Below are 14199 nucleotides of genomic sequence, written 5' to 3' on the forward strand. Positions count from 1 at the left end.
TGACCGGCGGACCGGCCCGCCGCACCCGCACGGTGGCATCCGGAGCAGAGCAGGCCACCGAGGCCGGTCCCGCCCGCGGCCCCCGTCCGGTCGTCGGTGGCCCGTACGACCTCCGGCGGTGCACCGTCCGCCCACCGGGCGACGGGCCGCCCGCCGCTTCGGGCCGGTGTCGCCGCTGTCGCTTCGGGAACGGGCGAAAACCGGGAAACCGTGTCGTCGTCGGGCCGACTGTGATGCCATGCCGCCATCGTCGTGAACAAGACGACGGGCAGGCCGTCGTCGCAGTTCTTCACGCTCGCCGAGGAGTCACCGTTCCGCCGTCAGGACCGGCCGGGGTGGACGTGGGAGACAGAGCGCGAACTCGTGTTCGAGCACGCGCAGATCTGACCGGTCGGGGCAGGCGGGGGTACAGCTCCACCTTGTCCGCTTCCACGCCGATCGCCGCCCTGTCCGGCGGCTCCAATTCTCGGGCAGCACCTGCCGGGTGGCGCCCGAGGCTGTCGGACCGGGCTTGTCGGTCCGACAGCGGCCGATGTCAGGCCAGTGCGGCTCCGCCGTCGAGGGTGAGCACCGTGCCGGTCGCGTAGCCGTTGCCCAGGAGGTGGAGGTAGGCCGCCGCGGCCTCCTCGGGGCTGCCGACGCGCTGGACGGGAAGGCCGCTGCCTTGCGCCTGGAGGAAGGCCTCAGGCTCGGGCACGGTGCTCTCCCAGAGCTCGGTGCGGATCGCGCCGAGGCGGACCGCGTTGACCCGCAGTGGGGCGAGTTCCAGGGCGAGGGCTCGCGTCAGACCCTCGACGGCTGCTGTGATGCTTGCGCCGAGCGGGACTCCGGGGACGGGCCGGGTGGCGAAGATGCCGGAGGTGAAGGTGATCGAGCCACCGGGGCGGAGCTTCGGCGTCGCGTACTTCGCGGCGAGCAGGGCACCCCAGAAGCGGCGCTCGAAGAACGCTCGGGACTCCTCGGCGGTCAGGTCGGCGAGCGGCTTCAGCACCAGGGGCTCGCCCGCCGTGAAGACCAGGTGGTCGAACGCGCCGATCCGGTCGAAGAAGCCGGCGAGCGCGGCTTCGTCGGCGACGTCCAGCACGCTGCCTTCGGCCGGGCCACCGAGCTCCATCACCGCCCGGTCGACGCGGCCCTGGCTGCTGGAGGCGACGACCACGTTCGATCCCTGAGCCGCTGCGGCCTGCGCAACGGCGAATCCGATGCCGGAGGTGCCACCTATGACGACGACACGCTGGGTGTCTGCTGTGTTGTTCATAGCGAGGACGCTAGGTGCCACGACCGAGACAATGAATGGCCTGAAGTCTCGATTCTTTGTCCGATCGTCTCGATAGCAGCACACTATGGTGAGCGTATGGACATACTCAGCGACACGCTCGCGGCCCTGCGCACCGGGCGCCCGTCCGTTGTCCGTACCGAGGCGCGGGCGCCGTGGGGTGTGCGCTTCCGGACCATCTCGGGAGCCGGATTTCACGTCGTCGTCGAAGGGCACTGCGTTCTCCTGCCGGTCGGCGGCGATCCGACAGCCCTGGGCCCCGGCGACGTCGTGTTCCTGCGGCGCGGCACCGGTCACGCCATCTGTGACTCGGTGACCAGCGAGTCGGTCGCCTTCGAACCCGACCGCGTCGACACGTCCTCGCCGATCGGGCGTTTCACCGTCGAGGGCGACGGCGCTCGCAGTGTGCTGGTATGCGGGGCCTACCACCTCGACATCGACCGGCCGCATCCGCTGCTCGGCGACCTCCCGGAGGTCATCCACCTCCCGGCCAGCCCCGGTCGCCATCCGGCGCTGCGCTCGGCGGTCGACCAGCTCTGCGCCGAGATCCACCAGCCTCGGCCGGGGTCGGACTCGGTGGTCACGGCCCTCGTCGATCTGCTGCTTCTCTATGTCCTGCGGTCCTGGTACGCCGAGTTGCCCACGGAGCAGACGCAGGGCTGGGCCTCGGCACTGAACGACCCGTTGATCGCCCCGGCGCTGAAAGCGATCCACGACGACCCGGCGCATCCATGGACCGTCGAATCGCTGGGGAGCCGGGCTGGGCTGTCGCGCGCCGCGTTCGCCCGGCGGTTCACCACGGTGGTCGGCGAGCCGCCGCTCAGCTACCTGACGACGTGGCGGATGGCCGTCGCGGCGCGGATGCTGCGTGAGACGGTCGACTCGCTGGGCACCGTGGCCGGGAACAGTGGCTACACCTCGGAATTCGCGTTCGCGAAGGCCTTCAAGCGGCACTTCGGCGCCCCGCCCGGGGCATATCGGCGGGAGCGGCGGACGGCGTCGGGGTCGCTGTCGGTGCCGGTTTGATTGTTTGTTTCGACCTGGAAGCATGTTGCCTTCCCAGAGCGTTTCTGATTGGAAACACTTTTTTACGACGCGCCCCTCACGGCCCCGGAAGGGGCAGCACCATGTCCACCAACCCTTCCGGCCAGGGGCAGGATCGTCCGGAGCTGCAGAAGGCGATCGAGGAGTCGGTCGAAGCCGGCTTCGTCGGGGTCCAGCTCCGGGTGAACGACGAGCGGGGCGACTGGGTCGGCAGCGCCGGTGCCAGCCGGCTCGGTCGGAGCGCCAGGCCGCTGACGAACGGTCACTTCCGCATCGGCAGCAGCACCAAGAGCAAACTCCTGCCGGCCGGGCTGCTGGCCGAGATGCGCACCCCGGAGGCGACCGTCGGCCACGGCCTGGGCGTGTTCGCGCAGGAGACGGCGGGCGGCACCGTCCTCCACCACAACGGCGCCACCATGGGCTCGGCGGCGCTGATGTGCAGCGCTCCCGACGGCACCAGGCCCCTGGCCGCCGGACTGACCTGGGTGGACGACGCTGACCTGTCGATGGCGCCGGCATCCCAGGCCGCCCAACAGCGTTTCGTCGAAGAGGTGTTCTGCGGCAAGCTGGGCCGATGAGCAACGGAGTGACGATCGGGCAGGCGGCGGCGTTCGTCGGCGTCACGGTGAAGACCGTGCGGCACTACCACGAGCTCGGTGTGGTCGCGGAGCCGGAACGGGACAGCTCCGGCTATCGGCGGTACGGATCAGTCGAGTTGCTGCAGCTGGTGCAGGTACGGACGTTGGCCGCCGCCGGCGTGCCGCTGGCCGAGATCGGGCCCCTGCTCGACGCCGACGCCACGCGGTTCGGCCGGATCTCCGTAGCGGTGCGGGCGGCTGCCGTCGTCGGCCGCTCCCACCCGATCCGCTCGCGAGCCCCGAAGAGAGCCCACTGCGGCCAAAACCGATCACATCAGCAAGATTCGCCGCTGCGGCACGCGGAGCCTTCTGCTCGCGCGGACGGCCGAGTAACATTCGGCCATGGGACTCAGGGATGATCTGAACAAGGCACAGGCGGCTGCCCGATCCTCAGAATCCGAAATCAATCAGCAGGCCGAGGCGGCGTTTCGGACCGCTGCACGCGTGTGGAACGATTTTCTCGCCTACTGCCGGGACTTTGCCACGCTGGCTCCGCAGAACGGGATCCCGTCGCAGCTGGGAAAGGAACTGGTGGGGCGGGGGCGCGACAAGTCGCGTACGGGGCCGGGCTATGTGGACGTGTTCATCCTCCATCCCGGGGGCTGGATCATCAACCGAGGTCCGGGAGTCACCCCCATGTTCTACATCACCACAGGGGGCGAATTGTACGTCGAGGGCGGGGGACGGACCAAAGACGGATACTTCCCTTCGCGCAAAATCAAAACCTATGCTTTCGCGCCGTGCCCCGCTTTCCCGGCGGCGCCGCCGAATGTCTCCGGCCACGTCACGGATTCCACGGTGTCGGGCTGGATGCCGTGGAGATTTGAATTCCGGAGCAGTGCTCCCATGGGGTGTTCCGACGTGGTGAAGGCCGATGTCGAGCGACTCGGTGGCAGCGTGGTCCTGGACACACCGTGGGACAAGAGCTTCGCCAAGGATCACATCCTCAACGCACTGGTGCCGACGCGAAGGTGAACCTGAACGGGCGTCGGGCGCGATCTCTCCGCCGGGCGCTGTCACGTGGCCGGGGTACGGGTCCGATCAGGGGCGTCGGTGCGGTCCGGGTTCTGTTCGCGTAGGTGGCGCATCGCGGCCACGACCCCGGCGGAGTGGACGAGTTCCCGGGCGGACGGGCGGACGGGCGGGCGGACGGGCGGACGAGGCGAGTGGATGGGCCGGTTGGATCCCCCTGATCTGCTGGAGGGCGAGCTCCTCCCGGTACTGCGACGCCCGACGTGGTCTGGGGCTGAACGCAAGGGGCGAGTCCCATCGCTCCGGCCGAGCTGGGCCGCCCGTAGCCGCGTAGCCGCGTAACCGCGTAACCGCGCACCTGGGTGCCGTGGCACGACCCACGGGTTCCGGGCGACGACGTGCAAGCGTTCCCGTCCCCGTCCCCGTCGGTCATCGTCGTCATGTCGGCGATGCCGTTGCGGAGGTGTCTCCCGGCCGGCGGGGCGGTCGCGCGGCGGCCGCTGCCCCGCCGCCGGCGTACGGTCAGCCGCGGGCGGTCACGGTGGGGGAGAGGAGCAGGGGGAGTGCGAGGGCGGCGGCGCCGATCAGGCCGGCGTCGGTGCCGAGTTGTGCGGGGGTGACGGTGAGGTGGGTGGTGTAGGGGAGTGCGGCGTAGGTGGTGAGGTGTCGTCGTAGGGGGTGGAAGAGGATGTCGCCGGCCTGGGCGACGCCGCCGCCGATGACGGCGGTGTCGATCTCGACGAGGGTGGCGGTGGCGGCGATGCCGGCGGCGAGGGCTCGGGCGGCGCGGTCGTAGGCGTGTCGGGCGGCGGGGTCGCCGGTGCGGGCGGCGGTGGCGACGGCGGTGGCGGAGGTGTCGTCGCCGGTGGGGCGCCAGCCGGCTTCGAGGGCGGTGCGGGTGATGGCGGTGCCGCTGGCGAGTCCTTCGAGGCAGCCGCGTGAGCCGCAGGGGCAGGGGCGGCCGTCGAGGTCGACGCTGATGTGGCCGAGGTGGCCGGCGTTGCCGGTGGGGCCGGTGCGCAGGGTGCCGTCGATGATCAGGCCGGCGCCGACGCCGGTGGAGACGACCAGGCAGAGGGCGTTGCGGTGGTTTCGGGCTGCTCCGCGCCAGTGTTCGGCGGCGGTCATCGCGACGGCGTCGCCGCCGAGGGCGACGGGAAGGCCGTGGACGGCGGGGTGGGTGGCGACCTCGGTGCGGATCGGGAAGGCGCGCCAGGCGGGGATGTTGACGGGGCTGACGGTGCCGGCCTGGATGTCCACGGGGCCGGCGCTGCCGATGCCGACGGCGCGTACGGAGGGCCACGTCGGGTGCCGGGCGAGGAGGTCCAGCACCCGGGTCACGGCTCCGAGTACTTCGCGGGCGGAGCCGCGGGCGGGGGTGGGCAGTCGGACCTGGTGCAGCAGGGTGCCGTCCCGGTCGGCCAGGGCCCCGGCGATCTTCGTGCCGCCGATGTCGAGGGCCGCCAGCAGGGGGTGCGCGAGGGTGTGCCGGCGGTCGACGGCCCCGGCCAGTTCGTAACTCATTGTGACGTCTCCGCGATCGGGGCTGGGTGGGATCCCGCGTCCGGGCATGGGTCCGCCCGTCCGGGTTCGCTGATTCTCGCCCCCGATGGACAACGTTGTCCAGCGGTTCCCGGCAGCGTTCCGGCGGCGAGATTGAATCGACACAAGTTAGGTAAAGTTTTAGTCAAGTTGCCCTTGATCCTTAACAGAACCGCTGAATAACGTTATTGACCGGTCTATGGACATGGCCGGGATGTGACGTCTACGTTAAGCGTCCAACGGCCCCGGGAGCTCAAACCCTCGACCTGGGCGCCGCTTCCCGATGTCAATGACGATCAGCGCGAAGGAAGAACGAAGATGCGCAGAGGATGGGTGGCCGTCGCGGCTGCGACCATGGTTGTGCTCACGGCCTGTAGCGGAGGCAGTGGCGGGACATCGTCCTCGGCCGCGTCGGCCGCAGCGGATCCGGCCAAGGTCTCCGGCGACATCACGGTGCTGACCAACCGCACCGACCAGATCAAGGACGGCTCGCTCAAGAAGTACGCCGACGAGTTCAGCCGGACCTACCCCAACGTCAACGTCAAGTTCGAGGGCCTCACCGACTACGAGGGTGAAGTCAAGATCCGCATGAACACCGAGAACTACGGTGACGTGCTGCTCATCCCGGACAACGTGTCGATCAACCAGTACCCGACCTTCTTCTCGCCCCTGGGCGACTCGGCCGAGCTCTCCAAGACCTACAACTGGACGGACTACACCACCGTCAAGGACAAGGTCTACGGCATCGCCAACTACGGCACCGCCACCGGTCTCGTCTACAACAAGGCCGTCTGGCAGCAGGCCGGCGTCACCCAGTGGCCGAAGACCACCCAGGAGTTCATCGACGACCTGAAGGCCATCAAGGCCAAGGGTCAGGCGACGCCGTACTACACGAACTACAAGGACGCCTGGCCGCTGCAGAAGTGGACCGACAACATCGGCGGCCCGAGCTGCGACCAGGGTGGCAAGGACAAGCTCTCCACCACCGCGGAGCCGTGGGCGGCCGGCCAGGACCTCAACGCCATCGACGGTCTGCTGTACACCACCGTCCACGAGAAGCTCAGCGAGGACGACCCGACCACCACCAACTGGGAGAAGTCCAAGACGCTGCTGGGCACCGGCAGGATCGGCGCCATGCTGCTCGGCTCCTGGGCCGTCCCGCAGATGCAGGCCGCCGCCACCGCCGCGGGCCAGAACCCCGACGACATCGGCTTCATGCCGTTCCCGCAGGCGACCGCCGGCAAGCTCTGCACCATCATCCAGCCCGACTACAAGTACGCGGTCAACGTGCACTCCAAGAACAAGGAGGCCGCGCGTGCCTGGATCGACTGGTACCTGAACAAGTCCGGCAGCGCGCAGGCCGAACAGGCCGTCTCCTCGGTCAAGGGCAGCCCCCTGCCGGCCTCGCTGAAGCCCTTCGAGGCGCAGGGCGTCACACTGCTGCTCGGCCAGAACCAGCAGAACGCCGCCGTCATCAGCAAGATCGACAAGGGCTCGGAGATCGGCCTGGGCAGCCCGGACTACCGGCAGAAGCTCGTCGACACCGCCCGTGGCGCGGCGCAGGGCGACATGAACAGCTACTTCGCGGACCTCAACAAGAAGTGGGCCGCCTCCCAGAAGACCGTCACGGGCTGACGCACCCCGGACCAGCGGCGCGGCGGCCGCCCGTCACATCCCCACCCCGCGGGCCCCCGCCGCGCCGCTCTTCGGGCGCTTGATCCAACGAAGGAACGATGATGACTGCACTGCAGAAGGACAGGAAGCAGGGGCCCGCCACGGCCCCGGCCGCCCCGGCTGCACCGACGAAGCCGGCCCTCCACCGGCGGACCACCCGCAGGCACTGGTGGTTCACCCCCTGGCTCTACCTGCTGGTCCCGCTCACCCTGCTGGTGGCCTTCACCTACCTGCCGATCATCGACATGTTCGGCTACAGCGCCACCGACTGGGACGGCATCAGCCCCACCAGTGAAAACGTCGGCGCCGACAACTACCTGGAACTGTTCACCAGACCCGAACTGTTCAAGGTCTTCCTGGTCAGCGGCGTCTACCTGCTGGCGTCCTTCGTGCAGATCGCGGCGGCCCTCTACTTCGCCACGGTACTGAGCTTCAACACCAGGTTCCGCAACCTCTTCAAGGGGATCCTCTTCTTCCCGTACCTGATGAACGGGGTCGCGATCGGCTTCGTCTTCCTGTACTTCTTCCAGCCCGGCGGCACCCTCGACTCACTGCTCGGCACGGTCGGGTACCACGGCAGACTGATGTGGCTCGGCGACCCCGACCTGGTCAACAAGTCACTGGCCGGCGTCTCGGTCTGGCGCTACACGGGCCTGAACATGGTGCTGTTCCTCGGCGCCATCCAGTCCATCCCGGGGCACCTCTACGAGGCGGCCTCGCTGGACGGGGCCAACCGCTGGCAGCAGTTCCGGCACATCATCGCCCCCAGCATCAAGCCGATCATCAGCCTCAGCGTGATCCTCGCGATCTCCGGCTCGCTGGCCGTCTTCGAGATCCCGTACATCATGACCGGCGGCGCCAACGGCAGCCAGACCTTCGTCATCCAGACCGTCAACCTCGCCTTCAAGTTCGACAAGGTCGGCCTGGCCTCCGCGAGCGCCGTCGTGCTGCTGGCCCTCATCCTGCTCGTCACCTGGATCCAGCGCCGCCTGGTGCCGGAGGAGAGGGTGGAACTGTCGTGACCACTCCTGACACCGCCCTCGCCACCCGCCACGGCGCCGACCGCAGGCCCCGCCGGGCCCGCTTCACCGTCGGCGGCACCGCCAAGTACCTCTCGCTGATCGTCGCCAGCGCGATCGTCCTCGTGCCCCTGCTCGTGGTCCTCCTCACCTCGCTGAAGACCGACAAGGAGGCCTCCACCACCGGGCCGCTCACACCGCCGGGCAACTGGTTCAACTTCGGGAACTACCTGACGGCCTTCCAGGAAGGCCGGCTGGTCCAGGCCCTGATCAACACGACGATCATCCTGGTGATCTCCACCGCCGGCACCGTCCTGATCGGCTCGATGACCGCCTATGCCATCGACCGCTTCGAGTTCCGCCTCAAGAAGCTCGTCATGGGCCTGTTCCTGGTCGCCACCCTGGTCCCCGGCGTCACCACCCAGGTCGCCACCTTCCAGATCGTCGACGACCTCGGCGCGTTCAACACCCGCTGGGCGGCGATCCTGCTGTACCTCGGCACCGACATCGTCTCGATCTACGTCTTCCTGCAGTTCATCCGGTCCATCCCGGTCTCCCTCGACGAGGCCGCCCGGCTCGACGGCGCCAACAGCTTCACCATCTACCGGCGGATCATCCTCCCGATGCTCAAGCCGGCGATCGCCACCGTCGTCATCATCAAGGGGATCACCGTCTACAACGACTTCTACATCCCCTTCCTCTACATGCCCGACGCCGAACTCGGCACCGTCTCCACCGCCCTGTTCCGCTTCAAGGGCCCCTTCGGCGCCCACTGGGAGACCATCTCCGCCGGCACCGTCCTGGTGATCCTGCCGACCTTCCTGGTCTTCCTCACCCTGCAGCGCTTCATCTACAGCGGCTTCGCCGCCGGCTCCACCAAGTGACCCACGCCCCGGTACGGCACCGCACCCGCGCCGCGGTGCCGTACCCCGGACCGGGCGAGGAGGACGGATGAGCCCGCGCGTCACCATCCGGGACGTCGCGGCCCGGGCCGGGGTGTCCGCCGGGGCGGTCTCGATGGCCTTCAACGAACGTCCCGGTCTCGCCCGCCCCACCCGCGAGCGGATCCGTGCCGCCGCCGCCGAACTCGGCTGGACACCCAGCCAGGCCGCCCGCCGGCTCGCCGGCTCCGCCGGCCGGATCGAGACCGTCGGCCTGGTCATCGCCCGCCCCGCCCGCCAACTGGGCCTCGAACCCTTCTACATGGAGTTCATCTCCGGCATCGAGGCCGTGCTCCAGGAACGCTCCGCTTCACTGCTGCTGCGCCTGGTGCGCGACCGCGACCAGGAGATCGCCGTCCAGAGCGACTGGTGGCGCACCCGCCGGGTCAGCGGATCCATCCTGGTCGACCTCACCGAGGACGACCCCCGGATCCCCGCGCTCGCCCGGATCGGCATGCCCACCGTGGCCGCCGGTCACCCCGGCCTGGCCGGCCAGGCCGTCGACGCGGTGTGGACGGACGACGCGGCCGCGATCGAGGAGGCCGTGCGCTACCTCGCAGTCCTCGGCCACCGGCGGATCGCCCGGGTCGGCGGCGACCCGGCCCTCGGACACACCGCCATCCGCACCCGAGCCCTGGAGCGGATCACCAGGGAGCTCGACCTGGAGCCGGCCCGGACCCTGCCGACCGACTTCTCCGGGCACGCCGGCGCCCGCGCCACCCGGGTGCTGCTGGCCGCCCCGGGGCAACGCCCCACCGCGATCATCTACGACAACGACATCATGGCCGTCGCCGGCATCGCCGTCGCGGCGGAACTCGGCCTCCGGGTGCCCAGGGACCTCAGCCTGATCGCCTGGGACGACTCGCAGCTGTGCCGGCTCACCCACCCGACGCTCTCCGCCATGAGCCACGACGTGCACGGGTTCGGCGTCCAGGTGACCCGCACCCTCTTCGACGTCGTCAACCGCACCAGCGTCCCCTCGGGCCCTGCCCCCACACCGGTGCTCGTCCCCCGCGGCAGCAGCGCGCCCCCCGGCCGCTGACCGCGCCCCCGACCCCGGTCCGTCCCCGACTCCTTCCGAGGGTAAGGAGCCACGGGGACGGACCGGTCCACCCTCGCCGGCCCCTTCCCACCGGAGCAGCACATGACCGAGCCCCAGCCGACCGCGGGCCTGCTCAGCAACGAGATCCGCCCCTACGCCTGGGGATCCACCACGGCGATCGCGGAACTCACCGGACGCACCCCGACCGGGCGGCCCGAGGCCGAACTGTGGATGGGCGCCCACCCCGGCGCCCCCTCGACGCTGGACCGCGGCGACGGCCCCGAACCGCTGACGGAGGTCATCGCCCGCGACCCCGGCCGGGAACTCGGCGAAGGCGTCGGACGTCGGTTCGGCGGCCGGCTGCCCTTCCTGCTCAAGATTCTCGCCGCCGGGCACGCCCTCTCCGTCCAGGTCCACCCGAGCAACGAGCAGGCCCGGGCCGGTTACGCCGCCGAGCAGGCGGCCGGCATCCTGCCGGACGCCCCGCACCGGATCTACAAGGACCCGCACCACAAGCCCGAACTGATCTGCGCCCTCGACGACTTCGAAGCCCTCTGCGGCTTTCGCGAGCCGGCCGCCACCACCGCGTTGCTCGCCCCGCTGGACGCCCCTGCGCTGACCCCCTGGCTGGACGTGCTGCGCACCACCGACCCGGTGACCGCCCTGCGCACCGTCCTCACCGAGGCGCTGGGCAGCGACCGCGACCGGGGCGTGCGGGCCGCCGTCGAACTCGCCCCGGCCCTGGCGCACACCGCCCGGCAGGACGGCCCCGACGCACCGACCTACGCGGCGTTCGCCGCCGTCGCCCGCGACTACCCGGGCGACCCGGGACTGGTCGCCGCCCTGCTGCTCAACCATGTGACGCTGCGCCCCGGCCAGGCCCTCTTCCTCGACGCCCGGGTCCCGCACGCCTACCTGCGCGGCACCGGCGTGGAGATCATGGCCAACTCCGACAACGTGCTGCGCTGCGGGCTGACCCCCAAGCACGTCGACGTCGAGGCCCTCACCGAGATCGTCGACTTCCGGCCGTCCGCACCGGCGTTCGTCCGAGCCACCGCCGGCGCCGACGGCGAGCTGCACTACCCGGCGCCGGCGGCCGAGTTCGCGCTCTCCCGGCTGGACGTGCTCGGCAGCGCCACCGTCGACGGTCGGGCCCCGCAGATCCTCCTCTGCCTCGACGGCGCCGCCGAACTCACCCAGCACCCGGGCGGGCCGGTGGCGCTGGGACGGGGCGACAGCGTGTTCGTCCCCGGCACCGGGGCCCCGGCCGTACTGCGGGGCACCGCGACCCTGTTCCGCGCCACCGTGCCCACGCCCGCCACCGAGGACTGACCGACGGCCACCGGCCGGTGCCCATCGACCACGCCCCGGCCGGCCCCGCCGGCAGCAGCACCGCGAGAGCACCACCGCGAGCACCGCACCCGCCACATCCCACCCGACCCCAGGAGGTCCCCCGTGAACGCACCGCTCCCCGGCGCCACCGGCCCCCGGCTTTCACGCCGCGGACTGCTCGGCGCGGCCACCGCCGTCGCGTCCGTCGCCACCGGGCTCACGGCCACCGCCGCCCTGACCGCCACGCCCGCCGCCGCGGCCGAGCCCGGCCGGCGCCTCGCCCGCGACTTCGTCACTGCCCGCCGCGGCACCCTGCGGCTGGGCGGCGAGACCTTCCGCTTCGGCGGCACCAACTGTTACTACCTCCATCAGCAGTCCCACTACATGATCGACAGCGTCCTCGACGACGCCGCCGCGATGGGCCTCACCGTCGTGCGCGCCTGGGCCTTCGCCGACGGCACCGAGCACTCCGCCCGCCCCCTGCAGCCCAAGCCGTACAGCTACGACGAGGCGGCCTTCGACTCCCTGGACTACGCCGTCCACAAGGCCGGCGAGCTGGGCCTGCGCCTGGTCCTGCCGCTGGTCAACAACTGGTCCGACTACGGCGGGATGCAGCAGTACGTCAACTGGTTCCTCGGCCTGCCCGACGACTCCTACGGCGAGGGCGTCAACCACGACCGCTTCTACACCGACAAGGCCGTCAAGGACTGCTTCAAGGCCTACGCGAAGTTCCTCGTCCGCCGCCGCAACCCCTACACCGGCCTGCGCTACTGCGAGGACCCGACCGTGATGGCGTTCGAGCTCGCCAACGAGCCGCGCTGCCGCAGCGACAAGAGCGGCGCCACGCTGCTGGCCTGGGCCACCGAGATGAGCGCCTACGTCAAGGCGCTGGCCCCCCGCCAACTGCTGGCCGTCGGCGACGAGGGCTTCTACGGCGAGGCCGGCCACGGCGACTACCCGTACTCCGACTACGAGGGCACGCCCTGGAAGAAGCTCGTCGCGCTGCCCTCGGTCGACTACGCCACCGTCCACGTCTACCCGCAGAACTGGGGCGAGACCAGCGGCGCCAAGCCCGGCACCGACGCCACCACCTGGGGCACCACGTGGATCAACGACCACCTCAGGGACGGCCGGGCCCTCGGCAAGCCCGTCGTGGTGGAGGAGTTCGGCCTGCAGATCGACGCCGGCCGCGACATCCCGGACAGTGCCGCCCGCGACCAGGCCTACGCGGCCTGGACGGACGCCGTGCGCACCGGCGGCGGGGCCGGCGACCAGTTCTGGCTGCTCACCTCGCGGGTCGACGACGGCTCGTTCTATCCCGACTACGACGGTCACCGGATCATGTGGAACAACGACCCCGCCAACCCCTCCCGCGCCGCCGCCCAGCTGTTCAGCGCGCACGCCAAGGCGATGACCGCCGCGGGCTGACCGCCGCGGGCGACTGCCGCGAGTGGACCGCCGGGTGGCCGCCGGGAGCCGGCCGCCCGGCGGCTGCTCCTGCGCCGTGCTGTCGCCCCTCGCCCCCCTCGCATGAGTGACCGTGGCCCGGCGCCGGGCCGCCGCGACCTCGGCGACCTCGGCGACCGGCGGCCTCGGCGCCAAGGCCGGCCGTACCCCGCGGTCGGCCCCGTATGCTCCCTGCCATGACGAGCAGACACGGCAGTCGGCCGACCATGAACGACGTCGCGGCGGCGGCCGGTGTGGGCCTGAAGACCGTCTCCCGGGTGGTCAACGGTGAGAGCGGTGTCAGCGCGGCGATGACCGTCCGGGTGAACGCCGCGATCGCCGAGCTCGGGTTCCGCCGCAACGACAGTGCCCGTCTGCTGCGCACCGGCCGCACGGCGAGCGTCGCCCTGCTGCTGGAGGACATCGCCGACCCGTTCTCCTCCGCCCTGTCACGAGCGGTGGAGGAGGTGGCCGCCGCCCAGGGCTGCCTGGTGTTCATCGGCTCCAGCGGCGGGGACCCGCTGCGCGAGCGCGAACTGGCGCTGGCCTTCTGCGCCCGCCGGGTCGACGGCCTGGTTGTCGTTCCGGCGGGCGAGGACCACTCCTACCTGCTCCCGGAGACCGCCTCCGGCACCCCCGTGGTCTTCCTCGACCGTCCCGCCGACGGGATCGCCGCCGACGCGATCCTCAGCGACAACGCCGGCGGGGCCCGCGAGGGCGTACGCCACCTGATCCGGCACGGCCACCGCAGGATCGGCTTCGTCGGCGACCTGCCGCGGATCCACACCGGCGCAGAGCGGCTGCGCGGCTACCGCGAGGCGATGGCCGCCGCCGGCCTCCCGGTGGACGAACGCTGGATCGCCACGGGCCCCACCGACCGGGCCCGGGTCGCGGCGGCCGTCACCCGCCTGACCGGCGGCCCCGAGCCCGTCACCGCGCTGTTCACCGCGAACAACCGCGTCACCGTCGCCGCCCTGCACCACCTGCCCCGCCCCGGCGCCCGGCCGGCCCTGCTCGGCTTCGACGACCTCGAACTCGCCGACCTGCTCACCCCCGCCCTCACCGTCGTCGCCCAGGACCCGGCCGCCCTCGGCACCGCCGCCGCCCGCACCCTGTTCGAACGCCTGGCGGGCGACCGCACCCCGCCGCGCCGGATCGTCCTGCCGACCCGCCTGATCACCCGCGGCTCCGCCGAGACCCCACCGCCGGCCCTGCGCTGACCCACCCGACAGGCGACACCCCGACGACCTGACAGGATGGACCCGCGCCACGC

Annotated in this window: 14 protein-coding genes; 12 read left to right on the forward strand and 2 right to left on the reverse strand. The window is 71.1% G+C overall.

What is annotated here, in order from left to right; all coding sequences use genetic code 11:
* The first annotated feature begins 252 nt into the window (after positions 1–252).
* Positions 253–387 (forward strand): hypothetical protein, encoded by a 135-nt coding sequence (locus OG689_RS36300; protein ID WP_266325520.1) that lies wholly within the window; start codon positions 253–255, stop codon positions 385–387.
* A gap of 148 nt (positions 388–535) precedes the next feature.
* Here the strand turns inward: OG689_RS36300 and OG689_RS36305 are convergent, their stop codons facing one another.
* Complete coding sequence (locus OG689_RS36305) at positions 536–1258, reverse strand: SDR family oxidoreductase (RefSeq protein WP_266325522.1); 723 nt, start codon at positions 1256–1258, stop codon at positions 536–538.
* Positions 1259–1354: 96 nt separating this feature from the next.
* Here OG689_RS36305 and OG689_RS36310 point away from each other — a divergent pair, with 96 nt between their 5' ends.
* The 4 genes from OG689_RS36310 (at position 1355) to OG689_RS36325 (ending at position 3933) form a co-directional block, all read left to right on the forward strand.
* Complete coding sequence (locus OG689_RS36310; protein ID WP_266325524.1) at positions 1355–2302, forward strand: AraC family transcriptional regulator; 948 nt, start codon at positions 1355–1357, stop codon at positions 2300–2302.
* 101 nt (positions 2303–2403) lie between these two features.
* Positions 2404–2898 carry a hypothetical protein gene (locus OG689_RS36315; RefSeq protein WP_266325526.1) on the forward strand — a complete coding sequence of 165 codons (495 nt, stop codon included), beginning with the start codon at positions 2404–2406 and terminating at the stop codon, positions 2896–2898.
* A complete protein-coding gene (locus OG689_RS44940) occupies positions 2895–3317 on the forward strand; it encodes a MerR family transcriptional regulator (protein WP_323189361.1) in 423 nt (140 codons plus the stop codon). The genes OG689_RS36315 and OG689_RS44940 overlap by 4 nt, the downstream gene beginning before the upstream one ends.
* Complete coding sequence (locus OG689_RS36325) at positions 3301–3933, forward strand: hypothetical protein (RefSeq protein WP_266325528.1); 633 nt, start codon at positions 3301–3303, stop codon at positions 3931–3933. The genes OG689_RS44940 and OG689_RS36325 overlap by 17 nt, the downstream gene beginning before the upstream one ends.
* Positions 3934–4452: 519 nt before the next feature.
* Here OG689_RS36325 and OG689_RS36330 read toward each other — a convergent pair.
* Positions 4453–5454: an ROK family protein gene (locus OG689_RS36330; RefSeq protein ID WP_266325530.1), complete on the reverse strand. Its 1002-nt coding sequence runs from the start codon at positions 5452–5454 to the stop codon at positions 4453–4455.
* Positions 5455–5790: 336 nt separating this feature from the next.
* Between OG689_RS36330 and OG689_RS36335 the strand changes: the two genes are divergently transcribed.
* The 7 genes from OG689_RS36335 to OG689_RS36365 all read left to right on the forward strand — a co-directional run bounded on the left by OG689_RS36335 (position 5791) and on the right by OG689_RS36365 (position 14146).
* Positions 5791–7107: an extracellular solute-binding protein gene (locus OG689_RS36335; RefSeq protein ID WP_266325532.1), complete on the forward strand. Its 1317-nt coding sequence runs from the start codon at positions 5791–5793 to the stop codon at positions 7105–7107.
* Positions 7108–7208: 101 nt separating this feature from the next.
* Positions 7209–8168: a carbohydrate ABC transporter permease gene (locus OG689_RS36340; protein ID WP_266325534.1), complete on the forward strand. Its 960-nt coding sequence runs from the start codon at positions 7209–7211 to the stop codon at positions 8166–8168.
* 95 nt (positions 8169–8263) lie between these two features.
* Positions 8264–9049, forward strand: coding sequence for a carbohydrate ABC transporter permease (locus OG689_RS36345; RefSeq protein WP_266327697.1), 786 nt, complete (start codon positions 8264–8266; stop codon positions 9047–9049).
* Between the two features lie 67 nt (positions 9050–9116).
* Entirely contained in the window at positions 9117–10148 is a 1032-nt protein-coding gene (locus tag OG689_RS36350) for a LacI family DNA-binding transcriptional regulator (protein WP_266325536.1), read from the forward strand.
* 102 nt (positions 10149–10250) lie between these two features.
* Complete coding sequence (manA, locus tag OG689_RS36355) at positions 10251–11480, forward strand: mannose-6-phosphate isomerase, class I (protein ID WP_266325538.1); 1230 nt, start codon at positions 10251–10253, stop codon at positions 11478–11480.
* 123 nt (positions 11481–11603) lie between these two features.
* Positions 11604–12908: a cellulase family glycosylhydrolase gene (locus OG689_RS36360; protein WP_266325540.1), complete on the forward strand. Its 1305-nt coding sequence runs from the start codon at positions 11604–11606 to the stop codon at positions 12906–12908.
* A gap of 215 nt (positions 12909–13123) precedes the next feature.
* Positions 13124–14146 carry a LacI family DNA-binding transcriptional regulator gene (locus OG689_RS36365; protein ID WP_266325542.1) on the forward strand — a complete coding sequence of 341 codons (1023 nt, stop codon included), beginning with the start codon at positions 13124–13126 and terminating at the stop codon, positions 14144–14146.
* Positions 14147–14199 lie beyond the last annotated feature (53 nt).

The organism is Kitasatospora sp. NBC_00240 (assembly GCF_026342405.1).
GTDB lineage: Bacteria > Actinomycetota > Actinomycetes > Streptomycetales > Streptomycetaceae > Kitasatospora.

Excerpts from the sequence above, each read along its gene's own strand:
- OG689_RS44940 (WP_323189361.1), top strand. The coding sequence starts at position 2,895 with ATGAGCAACGGAGTGACGATCGGGCAGGCGGCGGCGTTCGTCGGCGTC.
- manA (WP_266325538.1), top strand. The coding sequence starts at position 10,251 with ATGACCGAGCCCCAGCCGACCGCGGGCCTGCTCAGCAACGAGATCCGC.
- OG689_RS36340 (WP_266325534.1), top strand. The coding sequence starts at position 7,209 with ATGACTGCACTGCAGAAGGACAGGAAGCAGGGGCCCGCCACGGCCCCG.
- OG689_RS36310 (WP_266325524.1), top strand. The coding sequence starts at position 1,355 with ATGGACATACTCAGCGACACGCTCGCGGCCCTGCGCACCGGGCGCCCG.
- OG689_RS36335 (WP_266325532.1), top strand. The coding sequence starts at position 5,791 with ATGCGCAGAGGATGGGTGGCCGTCGCGGCTGCGACCATGGTTGTGCTC.
- OG689_RS36305 (WP_266325522.1), bottom strand. The coding sequence starts at position 1,258 with ATGAACAACACAGCAGACACCCAGCGTGTCGTCGTCATAGGTGGCACC.
- OG689_RS36350 (WP_266325536.1), top strand. The coding sequence starts at position 9,117 with ATGAGCCCGCGCGTCACCATCCGGGACGTCGCGGCCCGGGCCGGGGTG.
- OG689_RS36365 (WP_266325542.1), top strand. The coding sequence starts at position 13,124 with ATGACGAGCAGACACGGCAGTCGGCCGACCATGAACGACGTCGCGGCG.
- OG689_RS36325 (WP_266325528.1), top strand. The coding sequence starts at position 3,301 with ATGGGACTCAGGGATGATCTGAACAAGGCACAGGCGGCTGCCCGATCC.
- OG689_RS36315 (WP_266325526.1), top strand. The coding sequence starts at position 2,404 with ATGTCCACCAACCCTTCCGGCCAGGGGCAGGATCGTCCGGAGCTGCAG.
- OG689_RS36330 (WP_266325530.1), bottom strand. The coding sequence starts at position 5,454 with ATGAGTTACGAACTGGCCGGGGCCGTCGACCGCCGGCACACCCTCGCG.